12 protein-coding genes, 1 pseudogene and 1 riboswitch are annotated in these 15,048 nt (G+C 70.9%); of the genes and pseudogenes, 10 read left to right on the top strand and 3 right to left on the bottom strand.

Annotated features, from left to right (window positions below; genetic code table 11):
- Window positions 1-47: 47 nt before the first annotated feature.
- Window positions 48-953, bottom strand: a complete 906-nt coding sequence (locus MOQ72_RS17025) for a LysR family transcriptional regulator (protein WP_242184676.1) — start codon at window positions 951-953, stop codon at window positions 48-50.
- A 230-nt stretch (window positions 954-1,183) separates the two neighbouring features.
- Here MOQ72_RS17025 and MOQ72_RS17020 point away from each other — a divergent pair, with 230 nt between their 5' ends.
- On the top strand, window positions 1,184-2,410 hold the full coding sequence (locus MOQ72_RS17020) for an MFS transporter (protein ID WP_242184675.1): 1,227 nt from the start codon (window positions 1,184-1,186) through the stop codon (window positions 2,408-2,410).
- On the opposite strand, the gene MOQ72_RS17015 is transcribed toward MOQ72_RS17020, so the two are convergent.
- Window positions 2,324-2,956 carry a LysE family translocator gene (locus MOQ72_RS17015; protein ID WP_242184674.1) on the bottom strand — a complete coding sequence of 211 codons (633 nt, stop codon included), beginning with the start codon at window positions 2,954-2,956 and terminating at the stop codon, window positions 2,324-2,326. The two genes, MOQ72_RS17020 and MOQ72_RS17015, sit on opposite strands and share 87 nt — an antisense overlap.
- A gap of 288 nt (window positions 2,957-3,244) precedes the next feature.
- Between MOQ72_RS17015 and MOQ72_RS17010 the strand changes: the two genes are divergently transcribed.
- The 3 genes and pseudogenes from MOQ72_RS17010 to MOQ72_RS17000 all read left to right on the top strand — a co-directional run bounded on the left by MOQ72_RS17010 (window position 3,245) and on the right by MOQ72_RS17000 (window position 6,976).
- Entirely contained in the window at window positions 3,245-4,072 is an 828-nt protein-coding gene (locus MOQ72_RS17010; protein WP_242184673.1) for a S1 family peptidase, read from the top strand.
- A gap of 159 nt (window positions 4,073-4,231) precedes the next feature.
- Window positions 4,232-4,612, top strand: a pseudogene (locus tag MOQ72_RS17005) (GNAT family N-acetyltransferase); the annotation flags it as partial.
- 174 nt (window positions 4,613-4,786) lie between these two features.
- Window positions 4,787-4,911: riboswitch (cobalamin riboswitch) on the top strand.
- 55 nt (window positions 4,912-4,966) lie between these two features.
- The gene (locus tag MOQ72_RS17000) at window positions 4,967-6,976 is read left to right on the top strand and encodes a putative cobaltochelatase (protein WP_242184672.1); all 2,010 of its coding nucleotides are present in this window, start codon (window positions 4,967-4,969) and stop codon (window positions 6,974-6,976) included.
- A gap of 299 nt (window positions 6,977-7,275) precedes the next feature.
- On the opposite strand, the gene MOQ72_RS16995 is transcribed toward MOQ72_RS17000, so the two are convergent.
- Window positions 7,276-8,433 (bottom strand): MFS transporter, encoded by a 1,158-nt coding sequence (locus MOQ72_RS16995; RefSeq protein WP_242184671.1) that lies wholly within the window; start codon window positions 8,431-8,433, stop codon window positions 7,276-7,278.
- Between the two features lie 190 nt (window positions 8,434-8,623).
- Here MOQ72_RS16995 and cobO point away from each other — a divergent pair, with 190 nt between their 5' ends.
- From cobO to cbiE, 6 genes are read left to right on the top strand one after another with little or no spacing between them, the layout of a single operon-like run.
- On the top strand, window positions 8,624-9,238 hold the full coding sequence (gene cobO, locus MOQ72_RS16990) for a cob(I)yrinic acid a,c-diamide adenosyltransferase (protein WP_242184670.1): 615 nt from the start codon (window positions 8,624-8,626) through the stop codon (window positions 9,236-9,238).
- A 50-nt stretch (window positions 9,239-9,288) separates the two neighbouring features.
- Window positions 9,289-10,665, top strand: coding sequence for a cobyrinic acid a,c-diamide synthase CobB (locus tag MOQ72_RS16985; RefSeq protein WP_242184668.1), 1,377 nt, complete (start codon window positions 9,289-9,291; stop codon window positions 10,663-10,665).
- Window positions 10,665-11,402, top strand: a complete 738-nt coding sequence (gene cobI, locus MOQ72_RS16980; protein ID WP_242184666.1) for a precorrin-2 C(20)-methyltransferase — start codon at window positions 10,665-10,667, stop codon at window positions 11,400-11,402. Before MOQ72_RS16985 ends, cobI begins: the two co-directional genes overlap by 1 nt.
- Window positions 11,396-12,706, top strand: a complete 1,311-nt coding sequence (cobM, locus tag MOQ72_RS16975) for a precorrin-4 C(11)-methyltransferase (protein ID WP_242184665.1) — start codon at window positions 11,396-11,398, stop codon at window positions 12,704-12,706. The genes cobI and cobM overlap by 7 nt, the downstream gene beginning before the upstream one ends.
- The gene (locus MOQ72_RS16970; protein WP_242184664.1) at window positions 12,690-13,856 is read left to right on the top strand and encodes a cobalt-precorrin-5B (C(1))-methyltransferase; all 1,167 of its coding nucleotides are present in this window, start codon (window positions 12,690-12,692) and stop codon (window positions 13,854-13,856) included. The genes cobM and MOQ72_RS16970 overlap by 17 nt, the downstream gene beginning before the upstream one ends.
- Entirely contained in the window at window positions 13,841-15,043 is a 1,203-nt protein-coding gene (cbiE, locus tag MOQ72_RS16965) for a precorrin-6y C5,15-methyltransferase (decarboxylating) subunit CbiE (RefSeq protein ID WP_242184663.1), read from the top strand. Before MOQ72_RS16970 ends, cbiE begins: the two co-directional genes overlap by 16 nt.
- Window positions 15,044-15,048: the final 5 nt, after the last annotated feature.

Genomic DNA, 15,048 nt, shown 5'->3' with positions numbered 1-15,048 from the left:
TTGCCGAACCGCAACGGCCGGGGCGCTGCTGGAGCGCCCCGGCCGTGTCATGCGGGTGCCAGCCGAAACTGCGGGCCGAGTTCCCGGGCCAGTCGGGTGGCCAGCGAGCGGAACATGCGCACTGCCGGGTTCCGATCGCCCGCTCGGGTGGCCAGCACGCTGTGCTCCCAAGGCGCGTCCAGCACCGGTACGCACACCGTGCCCGGCCAGGAGTAGTAGCGCTGGAAGGATTCCAGCGCGGAGCCCGCGCCGTGCCCGGCGGCCGCGGCGGCGAGGACTTCGTGCGGGGTGACGCCGTGATCACGGCTGCGACGTGGCGAGAGTCCGCCGCGTGCTCCGGCGAAGTACAGGTAGTCGGTGAACTGGCGCGGGGTGTGCTCCGGGACGCGGATGTAGGGCAGTTCGAGGATGTCCGCCAGCCGCACCGCCGGGGCATCGGCGAGTTCCCACGACGCGGGGACCACCACGATCCGCCGCTCGGTGGTCAGCACCTCCACGGTGATCCGGTCGTCGTCCGGGGCGGGCCGCACGAAGGCCGCGTCGACCCGGTGCTGAACCAGCGCGGACACGTGTTCGGTGAAGTCCAGCGCGACGAGTTCGACCGGGATTTCCGGGTGTGCGCGCTGAAATGCCCGCACCGTCGCGGGGGTGAGTTCGGCGGAGCCGTGGCCCATGATCCCGACTCGCAGCGTGGTCGCGGCACCGACGTCGGCGACGTCCGCGATCGCGGCATCGGCCGCGGCCAGCAGTGATCGCGCGTGCCGGACCAACCGCTCACCGGCCGGGGTGAGCCGGACAGGGGCGCGATCGAACAGCCGGGTGCCGAGTTCGCGCTCCAGCTGCTTGATGTGCGCCGTGACCGAAGCCGGTGACCGGTACAGGCGTTCGGCGGCGCGCCCGAAGTGGCCTTCCTCGGCCACTGCGAGGAAGGACGCCAACCGCCGCAGATCCATACCCGCAGCCTACGAACACCTGCCAAGGCGGGCGTGGCGCGCGTTTCCGCAGATGCCTGAGATTGGGAGCGCGAAACCGGGCATACCGTACTAGGTTTCAGCCGAATGCGGGATTCGGTTCCGCGATGCGGAAGCGCGGTTGGTGTGGTGCGAGGCGAAAATCACGGCCCGCGTTCACGAGTTCTGAACGGCTGGTGCCGCGAGGAGATCACCCGGCATACAACGACGCAGTGCGGAACAAGTGGTTATCGGCGGCGTTCCTGCTGACCGCGGCGGGGTGGGGCGCGAACCAGTTTTCCTCGCTGCTCGGGGCGTACCAGGCCGAACTCGGGCTGTCCGAACGGACGGCCACCGGGATGTTCGCGCTCTACGTGGTCGGGCTGCTGCCCGGTCTGCTGCTGGGTGGACCGCTGGCCGATCAGCGCGGTCGGCGGCCCGTCGTCTTCGGCGCCATCGTGATCAGCGCGGCGGGAACAGCCGCGCTGATGGCAGGGGTGATCGCCGCGCCTTGGTTGGCGGTGGGCCGACTGCTGAGCGGGGTGAGCACGGGCGCGGTCCTGGCCGCGGGCAGCGCGTGGGTCCGCGATCTGTCGCACCCGCCGTTCGGCACCGCGGCCGAGGACGGCGTGGGCGCTCGCCGGGCCGGGGTGCTGCTGTCGATCGGGTTCAGCGTGAGCGGCCTGGTTTCCGCCCTGATCGCGCAATGGGGGCCGAATCCGCTGGTCAACGCCTACTTTCCGCATCTGGTGCTGTGCGTCGCGGGCCTGGCGCTCGCGCGGGCGTGCCCGGAGACGCGACCGCGTGAGGTTGCGCGCGGGCCGCGTGGCAGCGGCATTCGGGATCCGCGGTTCCGGCAGTTGGTGGTGCCGGTCGCGCCGTGGGTTTTCGTCAGGCCGACAGTGGCCTTCGGTGTGCTGCCCGGTCTGGTCACTGCGGATCTGCCCGGATTCGAGATCGTCTACGCGGGGGTCGCGACGCTGATCACGCCGGGTTTCGGGGCGGTCGTCCAGCCGCTGGCGCGGCGGGTCGCGCGGCGCGGTGAGCGGGCACCGGCCGTCGTCGGGCTGCTCGCGATGGCCGCCGGGCTCGCGTTGGCGGCCATCGCGGTGTGGTGGGCGCAGCCGGGGTTGGCGCTGTTCGCCGATCTCCTGCTCGGCACCGGTTACGGGTTCTGCGCGACGTTCTGCCTGACCGTGGTCGGCCGCATCGCGGCACCGTCCACTTTGGCCCGGCTGACCGCGGTGTTCTGGTCGGTCGCCTACGTCGGCTTCTGCGCCCCGTTCGCGTTCAGCCTGCTGGCGAACTTCGTCGCGGCACCGGTGCTGCTGGTGGTGCTGGTCGGGCTGGCGCTGCTGACCTGCGTCGCGGTGTCAGCTCGCGACCAGGCCGACCGAGATGGTCAGCAGCGCCGACGCGCTGATCACGTCCAGCGACTTCGCGACGCGGGGGTGCTGTAGCCGGTCGGCGATGCGGGCCGCACCGAGCACGATCGTGAGTTCCCAGAGCGCGGCGAGCACCAGGAAGACCGCGCCGAGCAGCACCAGTTGCAGGGCCGGTCGTGCCGCTGTGCCAACGAACTGCGGCAGGAAAGCCAGGCTGAACAGCAGCATCTTCGGGTTCGTGAGGTTGCTCAACAGCCCGCGCAGGTAGGGGTTCGCCGGGTCGGCAGAGGGCGTCGTGAGCGCGCCCTCGGCGGATTCCTTCCTGGTCAGCCACAGCCCGCGCAGGATCGTCGCGGCGAGGTAGCCCAGGTAGGCGGCGCCGATCCACTTCAACGTGGACAGCACGGCCGGTTGGCTGGTGATCAGCGCGCCGAGCCCGGAGATCACCAGTGCCACCTGCACGATGCTCGCGGTGTGGATCCCGGCCAGCGCGCACAACCCGGCCCGGCGACCGGCGGTCAGCGAGGCGCGCAGCAGCAGGAAGGTGTCCACGCCGGGGGTGAGGATGACCACCGTGCTGGCCAACAGGAAGGCGGGCAACGGCGTCAGGTCCAAGGGCACAGCAATCCTCCTTCGCGACGGCACGCGGCAGTGATCACTTGATCAGGGGTAGATCTGTCACCTGTTCAGGGCAGGTCGTTGACCCGGGCGCTGTGTGCGCTCCGGGTCCGCCTCAGATCGGGAAGGATGAGTGGTTGCCGAACGCGACCTACTCTGCAAGATTTCCCGTTGAAATCCATCTTAACGAAATTTTTTCCTGCTTTGGTGTGAGTTGTGCCTCGTGATGTTCCTGGATCCGGGTGACTACGGTGTGCCGTCGGCAAGATCCGATACAGGTGGAGGCGCGACGTGGGGCGTGGCAGTGATCGCAGGACCGGAGCGACTCGCGGTGGTGCGCTGTTGCGACTGGTCGTCACCAGCGCCGTGACGGCGCTGGCCGGGATGCACCCGGTGGCGGCGAGTGCCGAAGGACAGCCCGAAGCACGGGTGCTCGGCGGTTCGGACGCCACCACGGATGACGCACCCTGGGTGGTGGCCCTGGCCGATCACCACGGTCGCCAGTTCTGCGGCGGCACCCTGGTCAGCCCGGTCAAGGTCATCACGGCCGCGCATTGCACCGTGGATCCGATCACCGGCGGGCAGCGCAACCCGGCGGAAGTTCGCACGATCGCGGGGCGCACCGACCTGCGCACCGACCAAGGTGTGATCGGCGAGGTCGAGCGGATCTGGACCCACCCCGACTACCAGGACTACGTGCACGGCGACGACATCGCGGTCCTGACCCTGCGAACGCCGATGCCGCAGCGCCCGCTGGCCACGGTCGGTCCGGACGAGACCGCGCCCTACCAGCCGGGCACGGTGGCTCGGGTCTTCGGCTGGGGCAAGACGAGCGAATCGGGGCCGCCCTCGGACACGCTGCGCTCGGTGGACGTCCCGATCAACACCGACGACGCCTGCCGGGCGGCCTACCCGAACTTCGACGCCCGGAGCATGTTCTGCGCCGGAGTCCCGGAAGGCGGTAGCGACGCCTGCGCAGGGGACTCCGGGGGGCCGATCGTCGCCGACGGCCGCCTGATCGGCGTGGTCTCCTACGGCACCGGCTGCGGTCGTCCCGGCACCCCGGGCGTCTACACCCGGCTGGCCAGTTACGTCGCGGAATTGTCGGCGCAGCGGTAGCCGGTGGCCGTCCGGAGTGGTGTTGACTACTTCCGGTGCTGGTGAGTGCGGGTTTTGCGGCGCGGCTGTGGTATCCAGGGAAGAGTGACCCTTCAGCCGCTCGCGACCGCTGTCCACCGCGCTTACACGGCAGACCTGGATGCCGGTGACTTCTACCGGATGCTGCGTCTGCGCGTCGACGTGTTCGTGGTCGAGCAGGAGTGTCCGTACCCGGAGCTGGACGGTCGCGACCTGGAGGAGACCACCCGGCACTTCTGGATCGACTCGGCCGACGGCTACGTGCTGGGTTACCTGCGGCTGCTGGAGGACCCCGACGGCACCTACCGGATCGGCCGGGTCTGCACCGCGAAGGGTGCGCGCGGGCTGGGGCTGGCCCGCAAGCTGATGCGCGCCGCCGTCGCGGAAGTGCAGCATTCGCCGGTCGTGCTCGCCGCGCAGACCTACGCGGCTGATTTCTACCGCACCTTCGGCTTCGTCGAAGACGGCGACGAATACCTGGAAGACGGCATCCCGCACATCGACATGCGCCGCGAGCCGCGTCGACCCTTGTGCGCGGGCCGATTTCGCGCTAAATCGGCAACTCCGCCCGAAGCGGCTCCAGGGCCCGCATGCGCGGAGCGCCTTCCGGAACGGGGGCTTAATCACGTGCCGGCCGGTTGGTCCGCTGATCGTGTTCTGCGACGATGCACGTTGATCCGAACGCAAGGGGTGCGCCAGGAAGCCGGTGGGAATCCGGCACGGTCGGCGCCACTGTGACCGGGGAGCTGTCCTCCCCCGCGAGCCACCGGGGTGACCTGGGAAGGCCGGAGGACAGCGGTGATCCGGGAGTCAGGACACTGCGGCCCCTTGTTCCCGCCACCGGGGCGTCCGAACCCCGAGGAAGGAACTCCAGGCATGACCGCTGCCCCGCGCTTCCCCTTCTCCGCCGTCGTGGGCCACGACGACCTCCGGCTCGCGCTGCTGCTCAACGCCGTGCACCCGCGTATCGGCGGGGTGCTGGTCCGAGGGGAGAAGGGCACCGCGAAATCGACCGTGGTGCGTGCTCTGGCGTCGCTGCTGCCACCGCTGGAAGTGGTGGCGGACTGCCGTTTCGGGTGTGCGCCTCGTGATCCCGACCCGCAGTGCCCGGATGGCCCGCACGACTCCGCCGCGACGCAACGGCCCGCTCAGCTCGTCGAACTCCCGGTAGGCGCGACCGAGGACCGCCTGATCGGCTCGCTGGACCTGGAACGCGCCTTGACCGAAGGAGTCCGCGCCTTCCAACCGGGCCTGCTCGCCGCCGCGCACCGCGGGGTGCTCTACGTCGACGAGGTGAACCTGCTGCACGACCACCTCGTGGACCTGCTGCTGGACGCGGCGGCGATGGGGCGCGCGCACGTCGAGCGGGAGGGCGTCTCGGTGTCGCACGCGGCGTCGTTCCTGTTGGTGGGCACCATGAATCCGGAGGAGGGCGAGCTGCGGCCGCAACTGCTCGACCGGTTCGGGCTCACCGTGCACGTCGCGGCGTCCCGCGAGGTCGGGACCAGGACAGAGGTGGTGCGGCGGCGGTTGGCCTTCGAAGCGGATCCGGCCGGGTTCGCCGCGCGATGGGCCGAGGCCGACGCCGAACTGGCAGCGCGGATCTCGGCCGCGAGCAGCCGGGTCGGCTCGGTGCTCCTGCCGGACGCCGAACTGCGCCGGATTTCCGCGCTGTGCGCGGCATTCGACGTCGACGGCATGCGCGCGGACCTGGTGTTGGCGCGCACTGCCGTTGCACATGCCGCATGGCGCGGTGCGGACGCGGTCGCCGAATCGGATGTCGAAGCGGCCGCCCGGCTCGCCCTACCGCACCGGCGCCGCCGCGACCCGTTCGACGAGCCCGGCATGGCCGAAGACCAGCTGCAACAGGCCCTGGCGGAGGCGGCGGAGCACGCCGACGACGGGGACGACGAGCCTCCGGAGGGCCCGGATGGCGGCGGTGCGCCGCCGGAGGGGCCGACGGAGCCTTCCGGAGGATCGGACGGCGCGGAGGAACGCAGCGACGGCCGCGCGCCCGCGGAGCGTCCAGCGGGCGCGCCAGCGCCCGCGTTCCGGGCGCGGTTGCTGGAGGTGTCGGGGCTCGGCGAGGGCACGCCGGGACGGCGGTCGCGGTCCCGGACGCGTAGCGGCCGGGTGACGCGTTCGTCCACTGTGGATGGTCATGGTGTGCACCTGTCGGCCACCTTGGCCGCGGCGGCTCCGCGGCAGATCGCGCGTGGGCGCAGCGGTCCCGGCTTGCTGCTGCGGCGGGATGACCTGCGGCGGGCCGTGCGGGAAGGGCGCGAGGGGAACCTGGTGCTGTTCGCGGTGGACGCGTCCGGGTCGATGGCCGCCCGCCAGCGGATGTCGGCGGTCAGCGGCGCGGTGGTGTCCCTGCTGCGCGATGCGTACCAGCGGCGCGACAAGGTCGGCGTGATCACCTTCCGCGGTGACTCCGCGGAGCTCGCGTTGCCGCCTACGTCCTCTGTGGACATTGCTGTTGCGCGGATGCGCCAGCTGCGCACCGGCGGTCGCACACCGCTCGCCGACGGGCTGTTGCGGGTGCGTCGAGTGGTGCAACGCGAGCGGGTGCGGGATCCGCAGCGTCGGGCGTTGGTGGTGCTGCTGACCGATGGAAAGGCCACTGTTCCGGTGGATTCCGAAGTCGTCGGACGGCTTCGGGCGCAGCGTGCGGTCGACGACGCACTGCGGTCGGCGGGGCTGCTCGCTGAAACGAACGTGGCGTCTGTTGTGGTGGATTGCGAAGATGGTCCGGTTCGGCTCGGGTTGGCCGTCCGGCTGGCCGCCGCACTGGGCGGTCCCTGCCTGCGTTTGGCGGAGCTCTCGGCGGACAACGTGGCCGGAGTGGTACGCGCTGTCCAGGCCGATCGGCCGCGCGCCGCTTGATTTCGTTTTGGTTACGAGATCGGACGTTGCGAGTACAGAACCAGCCTACTGATTGGTACGGTGACTGCCGTCCACCTGACCCCCAGGGGTGGACTTCCAAAGTGCCCCCGCGCTCCCAGCGACCCCCAGGCCGGTTGAGTGCGGGGGCTCTTTTTCGGGTTTCCAAGCCGCCGTCCCCCGCCGTTCTTGCACCAGTTGACCAGCGGAAGACGGTTTTCCAGGACGCGTGTCACGCAATGGCCCCGACTGGGCTTCCAGATGATCGTCCACAGTGGATTGGCCTGGCGGGTCGGCACGCATCATCCAGCTACCAGGGTGCGGCGCTGGTACCGGTGGCGGCAGACGGCAGCCGCGATCACCAGGGGCACCGCAACGCCCGCGGCGACGCCGAACACCAGCGTGAACGAGCCGCGCTCGGCGAACGGACCGGCGGCCGCCGAGGCGATCGCGCTACCGAGGAACAGCGCCGAGGCGAACAGCGCCACGGCCGTGCCCCTGGCCTCCGGCGCCACTGAGGTGACCCAGGTCTGCAACGACGAGTGCATGAACGACCAGCCGCCGCCGAGCAGCAGTGCCGTGATCACCACCGTCACGATGTTGGCGTCGGCGGTCACGACCAGGTAGCCGAGCGACATCGCGGTGCCGCCGATCGCGATCAGCTGCCAGACCGCCAGCGACCGCCCCAGCGTCTTGACCAGCCGGGACGACACCCACACCCCGATGCCGTAGGTAGCGGTGGCAAAACCGGCCACGACGACATCGACGCCTTCGTGCACCAGGGCGGTGGCGAGGAAGGTCATGGTGCCCAGCAGCACGGCGCCCTCGACGAAGACCAACCCGAAGACCAGCAACGCCCAACGGTTGGTCAACACCGCCATCAGGTTCTTGCGCACGCCTTCGGCCTGGGCGCGCTCCGGCTCCGACAGCCTGCGGAGCAGGACCGCGCACCCCGCGGCGCAGATCGCCGGAAGCGCGAAAACCGAACGCCAGTCCACCAGACCCGCCAGGAGTCCGCCGACCGCGGTCGCCAGGCCGGTACCCAGTGCTGAGGCCGCCATCAGGTCCGACAGCGCCCCTTGGCGGTGTTGCTGCGGCACCGTGTCGCCAACGTAGGTCAGCGACGCGGGAACGACAGCGCCCATGCAGGCACCGGCGATCACCCGGGCCGCGATCAGCACCGGCAGGTTCGGCGCCAGCGCGGACACGAGGCCCGCCACCGCCGCGCCGATCAGCGTGCCGCGCATGACCGGCAGGCGGCCGTAGCGGTCCGACAGCAGTCCCCACAGCGGCTGGGAAAGGCCGTAGGCGAGGAAGTAGCCGCTGGCGGCGGTTACCACGGCGGCCAGCGGCACGTGCAGGCCGAGCGCGATCAGCACCAGCATCGGTGTGACCGCGAAGCGGTCGAAGTTGGAGATCAGCGTGGCGAAGGACAGCAGCAGCGGTGGTCTGGTCGGCATCAGGCGGCTCCAGTGGAATTGGGACGCCCGTCTATGTTCGCCGACCGCACCGATCCAGCCCGCAGTGAAGTTGACCACCCTCAGCGTCCGGAAGACTGTTTCAGAGGTGGTTTGCGTGGAGGTGCGGGTAGCGGAACCGGTCGCAAGGACGGCCACCGCTGCTCACGAGGGCGTTGGTTAGGGTCGGGACATGCCTCAAGGACAGCCGTCGACAGTGCCGGAAGACGGCCTGACCACCCGCCAGCGCCGCAACCGACCGCTGGTCGTGGTGCACACCGGCGAGATGAAGGGCAAGTCGACCGCGGCGTTCGGGCTGGCGCTGCGCGGCTGGAACCAGGGTTGGTCGATCGGCGTGTTCCAGTTCGTCAAGTCCGCCAAGTGGCGGGTCGGCGAGGAGGCGGCGTTCCGCGCCTTGGGGCGGCTGCACGACGAGACCGGCGAGGGTGGCCCGGTCGAGTGGCACAAGATGGGCGAGGGCTGGTCGTGGGCCCGCAAGAAGGGCACCGAGGACGACCACGCCGCCGCGGCCCTGGAGGGCTGGCGGGAGATCGCCCGCCGGATCGGCGAACAGCGCCACGGCCTCTACGTGCTGGACGAGTTCAGCTACCCCCTGCACTGGGGCTGGGTAGACGTCGAGGAAGTCGTCGAAACCCTGCGCAACCGCCCAGGACACCAGCACGTCGTGATCACCGGCCGCCACGCCCCACAACCACTGATCAACGCCGCCGACCTGGTCATGCAAACCACCAAGATCAAACACCCAATGGACACCGGCCAAAAAGGCCAAAAGGGCATCGAGTGGTAACGGGTGATCCCGGAGTGAAGGGCACCTTCGACCGGCATAGTCGGTCAAAGGTGCCCTTCACTGCGCACCCGATCGGGTACCCGCGGTTGATCGTCGCGGCGCCCGCGTCCGGGCAGGGGAAGACGACTGTGGTGACCGGGCTGCTCGGCGCGCTGCGGCGCCGGGGGACCGCCGTCGCGCCCGGCAAGGTCGGCCCGGACTACATCGACCCCGGCTACCACCGGCTCGCCGCTGGCCGCCCGGCCCGCAACCTCGATCCCGTGCTGGTCGGCGAAGAACGCGTCGCCGCGCTGTTCCGGCACGGCGCCACGGGCGCCGATCTGGCCATTGTGGAAGGTGTGATGGGGCTGTTCGACGGGCGCATCGGACCCGGCGGTGAGATCGCCTTCGGATCCACCGCGCATGTCGCGCAGCTGCTGCACGCACCGGTGCTGCTGGTCGTCGACGCCACCGGGCAAAGCCACAGCCTCGCCGCACTGCTGCACGGTTTTCGCAGCTACCGTCCGGAAATCCGGGTCAGCGGCGTGATCCTCAACCGGGTCGGTTCCCAGCGGCACGAGCAGGTGCTCCGCGACGCGGCGGAACACGCGGGCCTTCCGGTTCTCGGCGTCATCCCGCGCACCGACGACCTCGCCGTGCCATCCCGGCACCTCGGTCTCGTCACCGCCGCCGAGCACGGCGACGAGGCCACTCGTGCCGTCGACAGGATGGCTGACATCGTCGCCCGGTCGGTCGATCTCGACGCGGTCGTCCGACTCGCCGGCTCGGCTCCCGAACTGCCCGGTCCGGTCTGGGATCCGCGCGACGAGGTCGAGCCGCAGGCGAACCCGGTCGTCGCGGTGGCGGGCGGGCGCGCGTTCACCTTCGCCTACGCGGAGCACGTCGAATTGCTCGAAGCGGCCGGTGCCGAAGTCGCGGTGCTCGACCCGTTGCGCGACGAGCGGCTGCCGGAACGCACCGCCGGGCTGGTGCTGCCGGGCGGCTTCCCCGAACAGCACGTCGCCGAGCTGTCCGCGAATTCCGCGCTGTGCAAGGAGATCACGGCGTTGGCCAGCCGTGGAGCGCCGATCCACGCGGAGTGCGGCGGACTGCTGTACCTGGCCGAGGAACTGGACGGGCACCCGTTGTGCGGCGTGCTCAAGGCGCGGGCGGAGATGGCGCCGCGGCTGACGCTCGGTTACCGCGACGCCGTGTCCGCCGCCGATTCAGTCCTCTTCGCGGCAGGAGCACGCGTGCGCGGGCACGAATTCCACCGCACCGTCTTGGCACCCGAGCAGGGGCTGCAGCCCGCGTGGCACTGGCGCGGCGATGGTGGCGGGCACCGCGCCGAGGGATATGTCGAAGGCGGCGTGCACGCCTCCTACCTGCACACCCATCCGGCCGGTCAACCCGGCGCGGTCGAACGGTTCGTGGCGAGGTGCGCGTGATGAGACTCGTCGGTGTCGGGGTCGGCCCCGGCGATCCGGAGATGCTGACTTTGGCCGCACTGCGCGAGATCCGTGCGGCTGGCACGGTGTTCGTGCCGGTGCTGTCCGCTGATGAGCAGGGCCGCGCGGAAGCCGTCGTCCGAGCGCACCTGGGGGACGACGAGCGCGTGCGGCGACTGGTGTTCGCCTTGGCCGATCCGGTCGACGGCCCGCAGGACCGGCGGCGCAGGCACTGGGACGACGCCGCCGAAGTGGTTGCGAAGCGGTTGCGCGAGGACGGTGGCAGCGTGGTTTTCGCCACGCTCGGAGATCCCGCGGTCTATTCGACCTTCAGCTATCTCGCGGCAACCGTTGTCGAGTTGTTGCCCGAGGTTGAACTGGCCACCGTGCCGGGGATCACCGCCATGCAGGCGACTGCCGCGCAGGCCGGGATAGCGCTGGTCGAAGGTGCGGAATCACTGACCGTGATACCCGCGATGCGGGACGTGACGGTGCTGCGGGAGGCGTTGCGCGCACGCGGTACGGTCGTTGCCTACAAAGGTGGTCGGCGGCTCGGCGAGCTGCGCGACGCGATCGTCGAAAGCGGAGCCCTGGAGCGCTCGGTCTACGCCGAGCACCTGGGCACGCCGGACGCGCGGGTGTTGCCACTGTCCGATGTGTCTGAAGTGGACGATGCGCCCTACTTGTCCACTGTGGTGGTGCTGCCACGCCGTGGCGGAAGAGGAGAGCAATGGTGACTGGCCGGATTTCGTTCATCGGTGCCGGACCCGGCGCGGCCGACCTGATCACGGTCCGCGGCGCCCGGCGCATCGCCGAAGCCGATGTCGTGGTGTGGGCCGCGAGCCTGGTCGCCCCGGAATGCATCCAGGAACACGCGCGCAGCGACGCCGAACTGGTCGACTCCTCCCGGCTGACCCACGAGCAGGCACTGGAGATCTACCGGCGGGCCGAACGGGACAAGCTCAAGGTCGCCCGCGTGCACTCCGGCGACCCGTCGCTGTGGGGCGCGGTCCAGGAGCAGTACGACGCGTGCGCGCGGATGAACCTGGAAGTCGAGATCGTGCCCGGCGTTCCAGCGTTCTCGGCGGCTGCGGCCGCCGTCGGGCGGGAGCTCACCGTGCCGGAGGTCGCCCAGTCGCTGGTGCTGACCCGGCTGGAGGGTGGCAAGACGCCGATGCCCGAAGGTGAGAAGGTGCGCGAGTTCGCCAAGCACGGCACCACGATGGCGCTGTTCCTCTCCGCCGCGCGCACCGGTCAGCTCGTCGAGGAACTGCGTGCTGGCGGCTACCCCGACGACACCCCGGTCCTGGTGGCCTACAAGGTCACCTGGCCCGACGAACTGCTGCTGCGCACCACGCTCGCCGAACTGGAGAAGACCGTCAAGAAGCACAAGTTGTGGCGGCACACGCTGTTCATCGTCGGCAAGGGGCTCAACAGCGGCGGCACCCGCTCGCACCTGTACCACGCCGGGCACTTCCACACCTACCGCCGTGCCGACCCGGCCGCGCGCCGCGCGTTGCGGGCCGAGCGGCCGACCATCCCGCGCCGTCGGATCGGCAACCCCCGCACCGACGACTCGGGAGAAGGCGCCCAGTTGCGTGATTCCGACGTCGCCTGGTGGGCGGTGCGCGACTGGCAGGAGAGCGCGCGAGCAGCGACGCGGAACACGGCGAACCGCTCGATCCCAGTCCGCAGGGTCGACGCGGCGCAGTCGCAGCTGTTCGCCGACGACGCGATGCCGGTTCCGGGCGACTCCCGCCCCGAAGGTGCCGTCGCGGCGGTTGAACCGGATTCTCGCCCGGATGAGGCGGCCGAAAGCACCGCTCAGCCTCCGGTCGAGGAGAGCGTCGAGGAGGCGAAGCCGAGGCGGACCTCGGCGGCGCGCACCACGACCGCCCGAGCCACCGCGAAGGCGGCTCCCGCGAAGCGGGCCAAGAACACGGCGGCGACGAAGTCAACGGCGAAGCGGGCGGCAGCCCCGAAGGCGAAGCCGACCGCGAAGCGCAAGTCCGCGGCGAAGCCGGATGAGCAGGGCGAGTAACGAGGCGCAGCCGCCGTTGCGCGAGCCGGATCTGCCGCGCACCGCGAAGGTCCGGCCCAAGGCGCTGCGCACCGGGTTCACCACCGGCGCGTGCTCGGCCGCGGCGGCAAGGGCGGCCGCCGAGCTGTTGGCCACCGGACTGCTCCCGGCCACAGTGGACATTCCGTTCCCGGATGGCCGGTACCGCCGCTTCCAGGTGGATTCCGGGTGGGTCGAGCCCGCGACGGCCGTCGTCGTCAAGGACGCGGGCGACGATCCCGACGTCACGCACGGCGCGCGGCTGACCGTCGCGGTCACCGCCCGCGAGGACGGCGAGGTCGTGCTGCACGGCGGCGAGGGGGTCGGCGTCGTGACCAAGCCGGGCCTCGGCCTGGAGGTGGGCGGTCCGGCCATCAACCCGGTGCCCCGCGAGATGATCACCACCGCGGTGCGCGAAGCGCTCGGCGAGCGCGGCGCGGATGTCACGATCACCGTGCCCGGCGGCGAGAAGATGGCCTACAAGACCACCAACCGGCGGTTGGGCATCTTCGGCGGCATCTCGATCCTCGGCACCACCGGCATCGTGCGGCCGTTCTCCACCGCGTCGTGGCGGTCCAGCGTCGAGCAGGCAGTATCCGTGCTCGCCGCGCAGGGCGGCCGGGTCGCGGTGCTGTCCACCGGCGGACGCACCGAGAAGGCCGCGATGCGGCTGCTGCCGGACGAACCCGAGGTGGCGTTCATCGAGGTCGGCGACTTCACCGGTGCGGCCCTGCGGCGCGCTGTCGAACACGGGTTGGACGAGGTCGTGTTCATCGGCATGATCGGGAAGCTGACCAAGCTGGCCTCCGGCGTCGTGATGACGCACTACACGAGATCCAAAGTGGACACCGCGCTGCTCGGCCGGCTGACCGCCGAGTTCGGCGGGGACCCGGCGCAGGTCGCCGAGATCGCACAGGCCGCGACCGCCCGCCGGGCCTACGAACTCTGGCAGCGCAGTGGGCTGCTCACGGCGTGTGCGCACCGGCTGTGCGAGCAGGTGGCAGCAGTATTGGAGCGGTTCAGCGAGGAATGCGGCCGTCGGCTGCGTGTTCGGGTCGCGATGGTGGACTTCCAGGGCGAACACGTGGTGGCGGCCACCGAGGCGAGGTGGGTGAAGTGGCAGTCACGGTGATCGGGGTCGATGGTGGCGACCTGCCGAAGGGCAGCGCCGAAGTGCTGGAGGCGGCGCGGCTCGTGGTGGGCGGCAAGCGGCACCTCGAAGCCCATGCGCCGGAGCACGCGCGCAAGCTCGAACTGGGGCCGCTGGAACCCGCGCTCAACGCGCTGTCCGCGCTGTCCGGCGAGGAGTGCGGCGTGGTGCTGGCCTCCGGCGATCCCGGCTTCTTCGGCGCGGTCCGCGCGCTGCGCGAACGCGGCATCCGGTGCACGGTGCTGCCCTCGACCTCCAGCGTGCAGCAGCTGATGGCGCGCGTCGGCCGCTCCTGGGACGACGTGGTGGTGGTCAGCGCGCACGGCCGCGACCTCACCCAGGCGATCAACGTCTGCCGGGCGCGACCGGCCGTGGTGGTGCTGACCGCGCCGAAGGCGGGCCCGGCCCAGATCGGCTCCGGGCTGGAAGGTTGGCGGCGCACCATGATCGTCGCCGAGGACCTCGGCGGGCCGAACGAGTCGGTGGTCACCGTCGAACCGGCCGAGGCGGCGAAGCGCAGCTGGCACGAGCCGAACATCGTGCTGTGCCTGGCGGAACTCGACGACGTGCCGCACCGCGGCTGGATCGCCGGTGGCGAGCCGGTGCCCCCGGCCAGCGGTTGGGCGCTGTCCGAGGACGAGTTCTCGCACCGAGACGGCATGATCACCAAGGCGGAGGTGCGGGCGGTGGCGCTGGCCAAGCTCGCGCCCCGGCCGGGCACGCTGGTCTGGGACGTCGGCGCGGGCTCCGGTTCGGTCGCGGTGGAATGCGCCCGGATGGGCGCGGCGACGATCGCGGTCGAGTCCGACGAGGCGCAGGTGGTGCGGCTGATCACCAACGCGGCCAGCCACGGCGTGGATGTGCGGATCGAGGAGGGGGCCGCGCCGCAAGCGCTGCGCAACCTGCCCAGGCCCGACGCGATCTTCGTCGGTGGCGGCGGCACCGAGGTCGTCACCGCGTGCGCGCACGCGGGAGCCACCCGCATCGTGGTGGCGCTGGCGGCGCTGGATCGGGTCGCGCCCACCCGCGACGCGCTGCGCGCGGCGGACTACGAGCTCGACGGAGTGCAACTGTCGGCTGCCCGGCTGGCGGAACTGCCCGACGGCGCCGCCCGTTTGGAGGCGGCCAACCCGGTGGTCCTGATTTCGGGCTACAAGAAGCCGCGGTGACCCCA

The organism is Saccharopolyspora soli (assembly GCF_022678645.1).
GTDB classification, from domain to species: Bacteria; Actinomycetota; Actinomycetes; order Mycobacteriales; family Pseudonocardiaceae; genus Saccharopolyspora; species Saccharopolyspora soli.
This window is presented reverse-complemented; position numbering and strand designations above follow the sequence as displayed.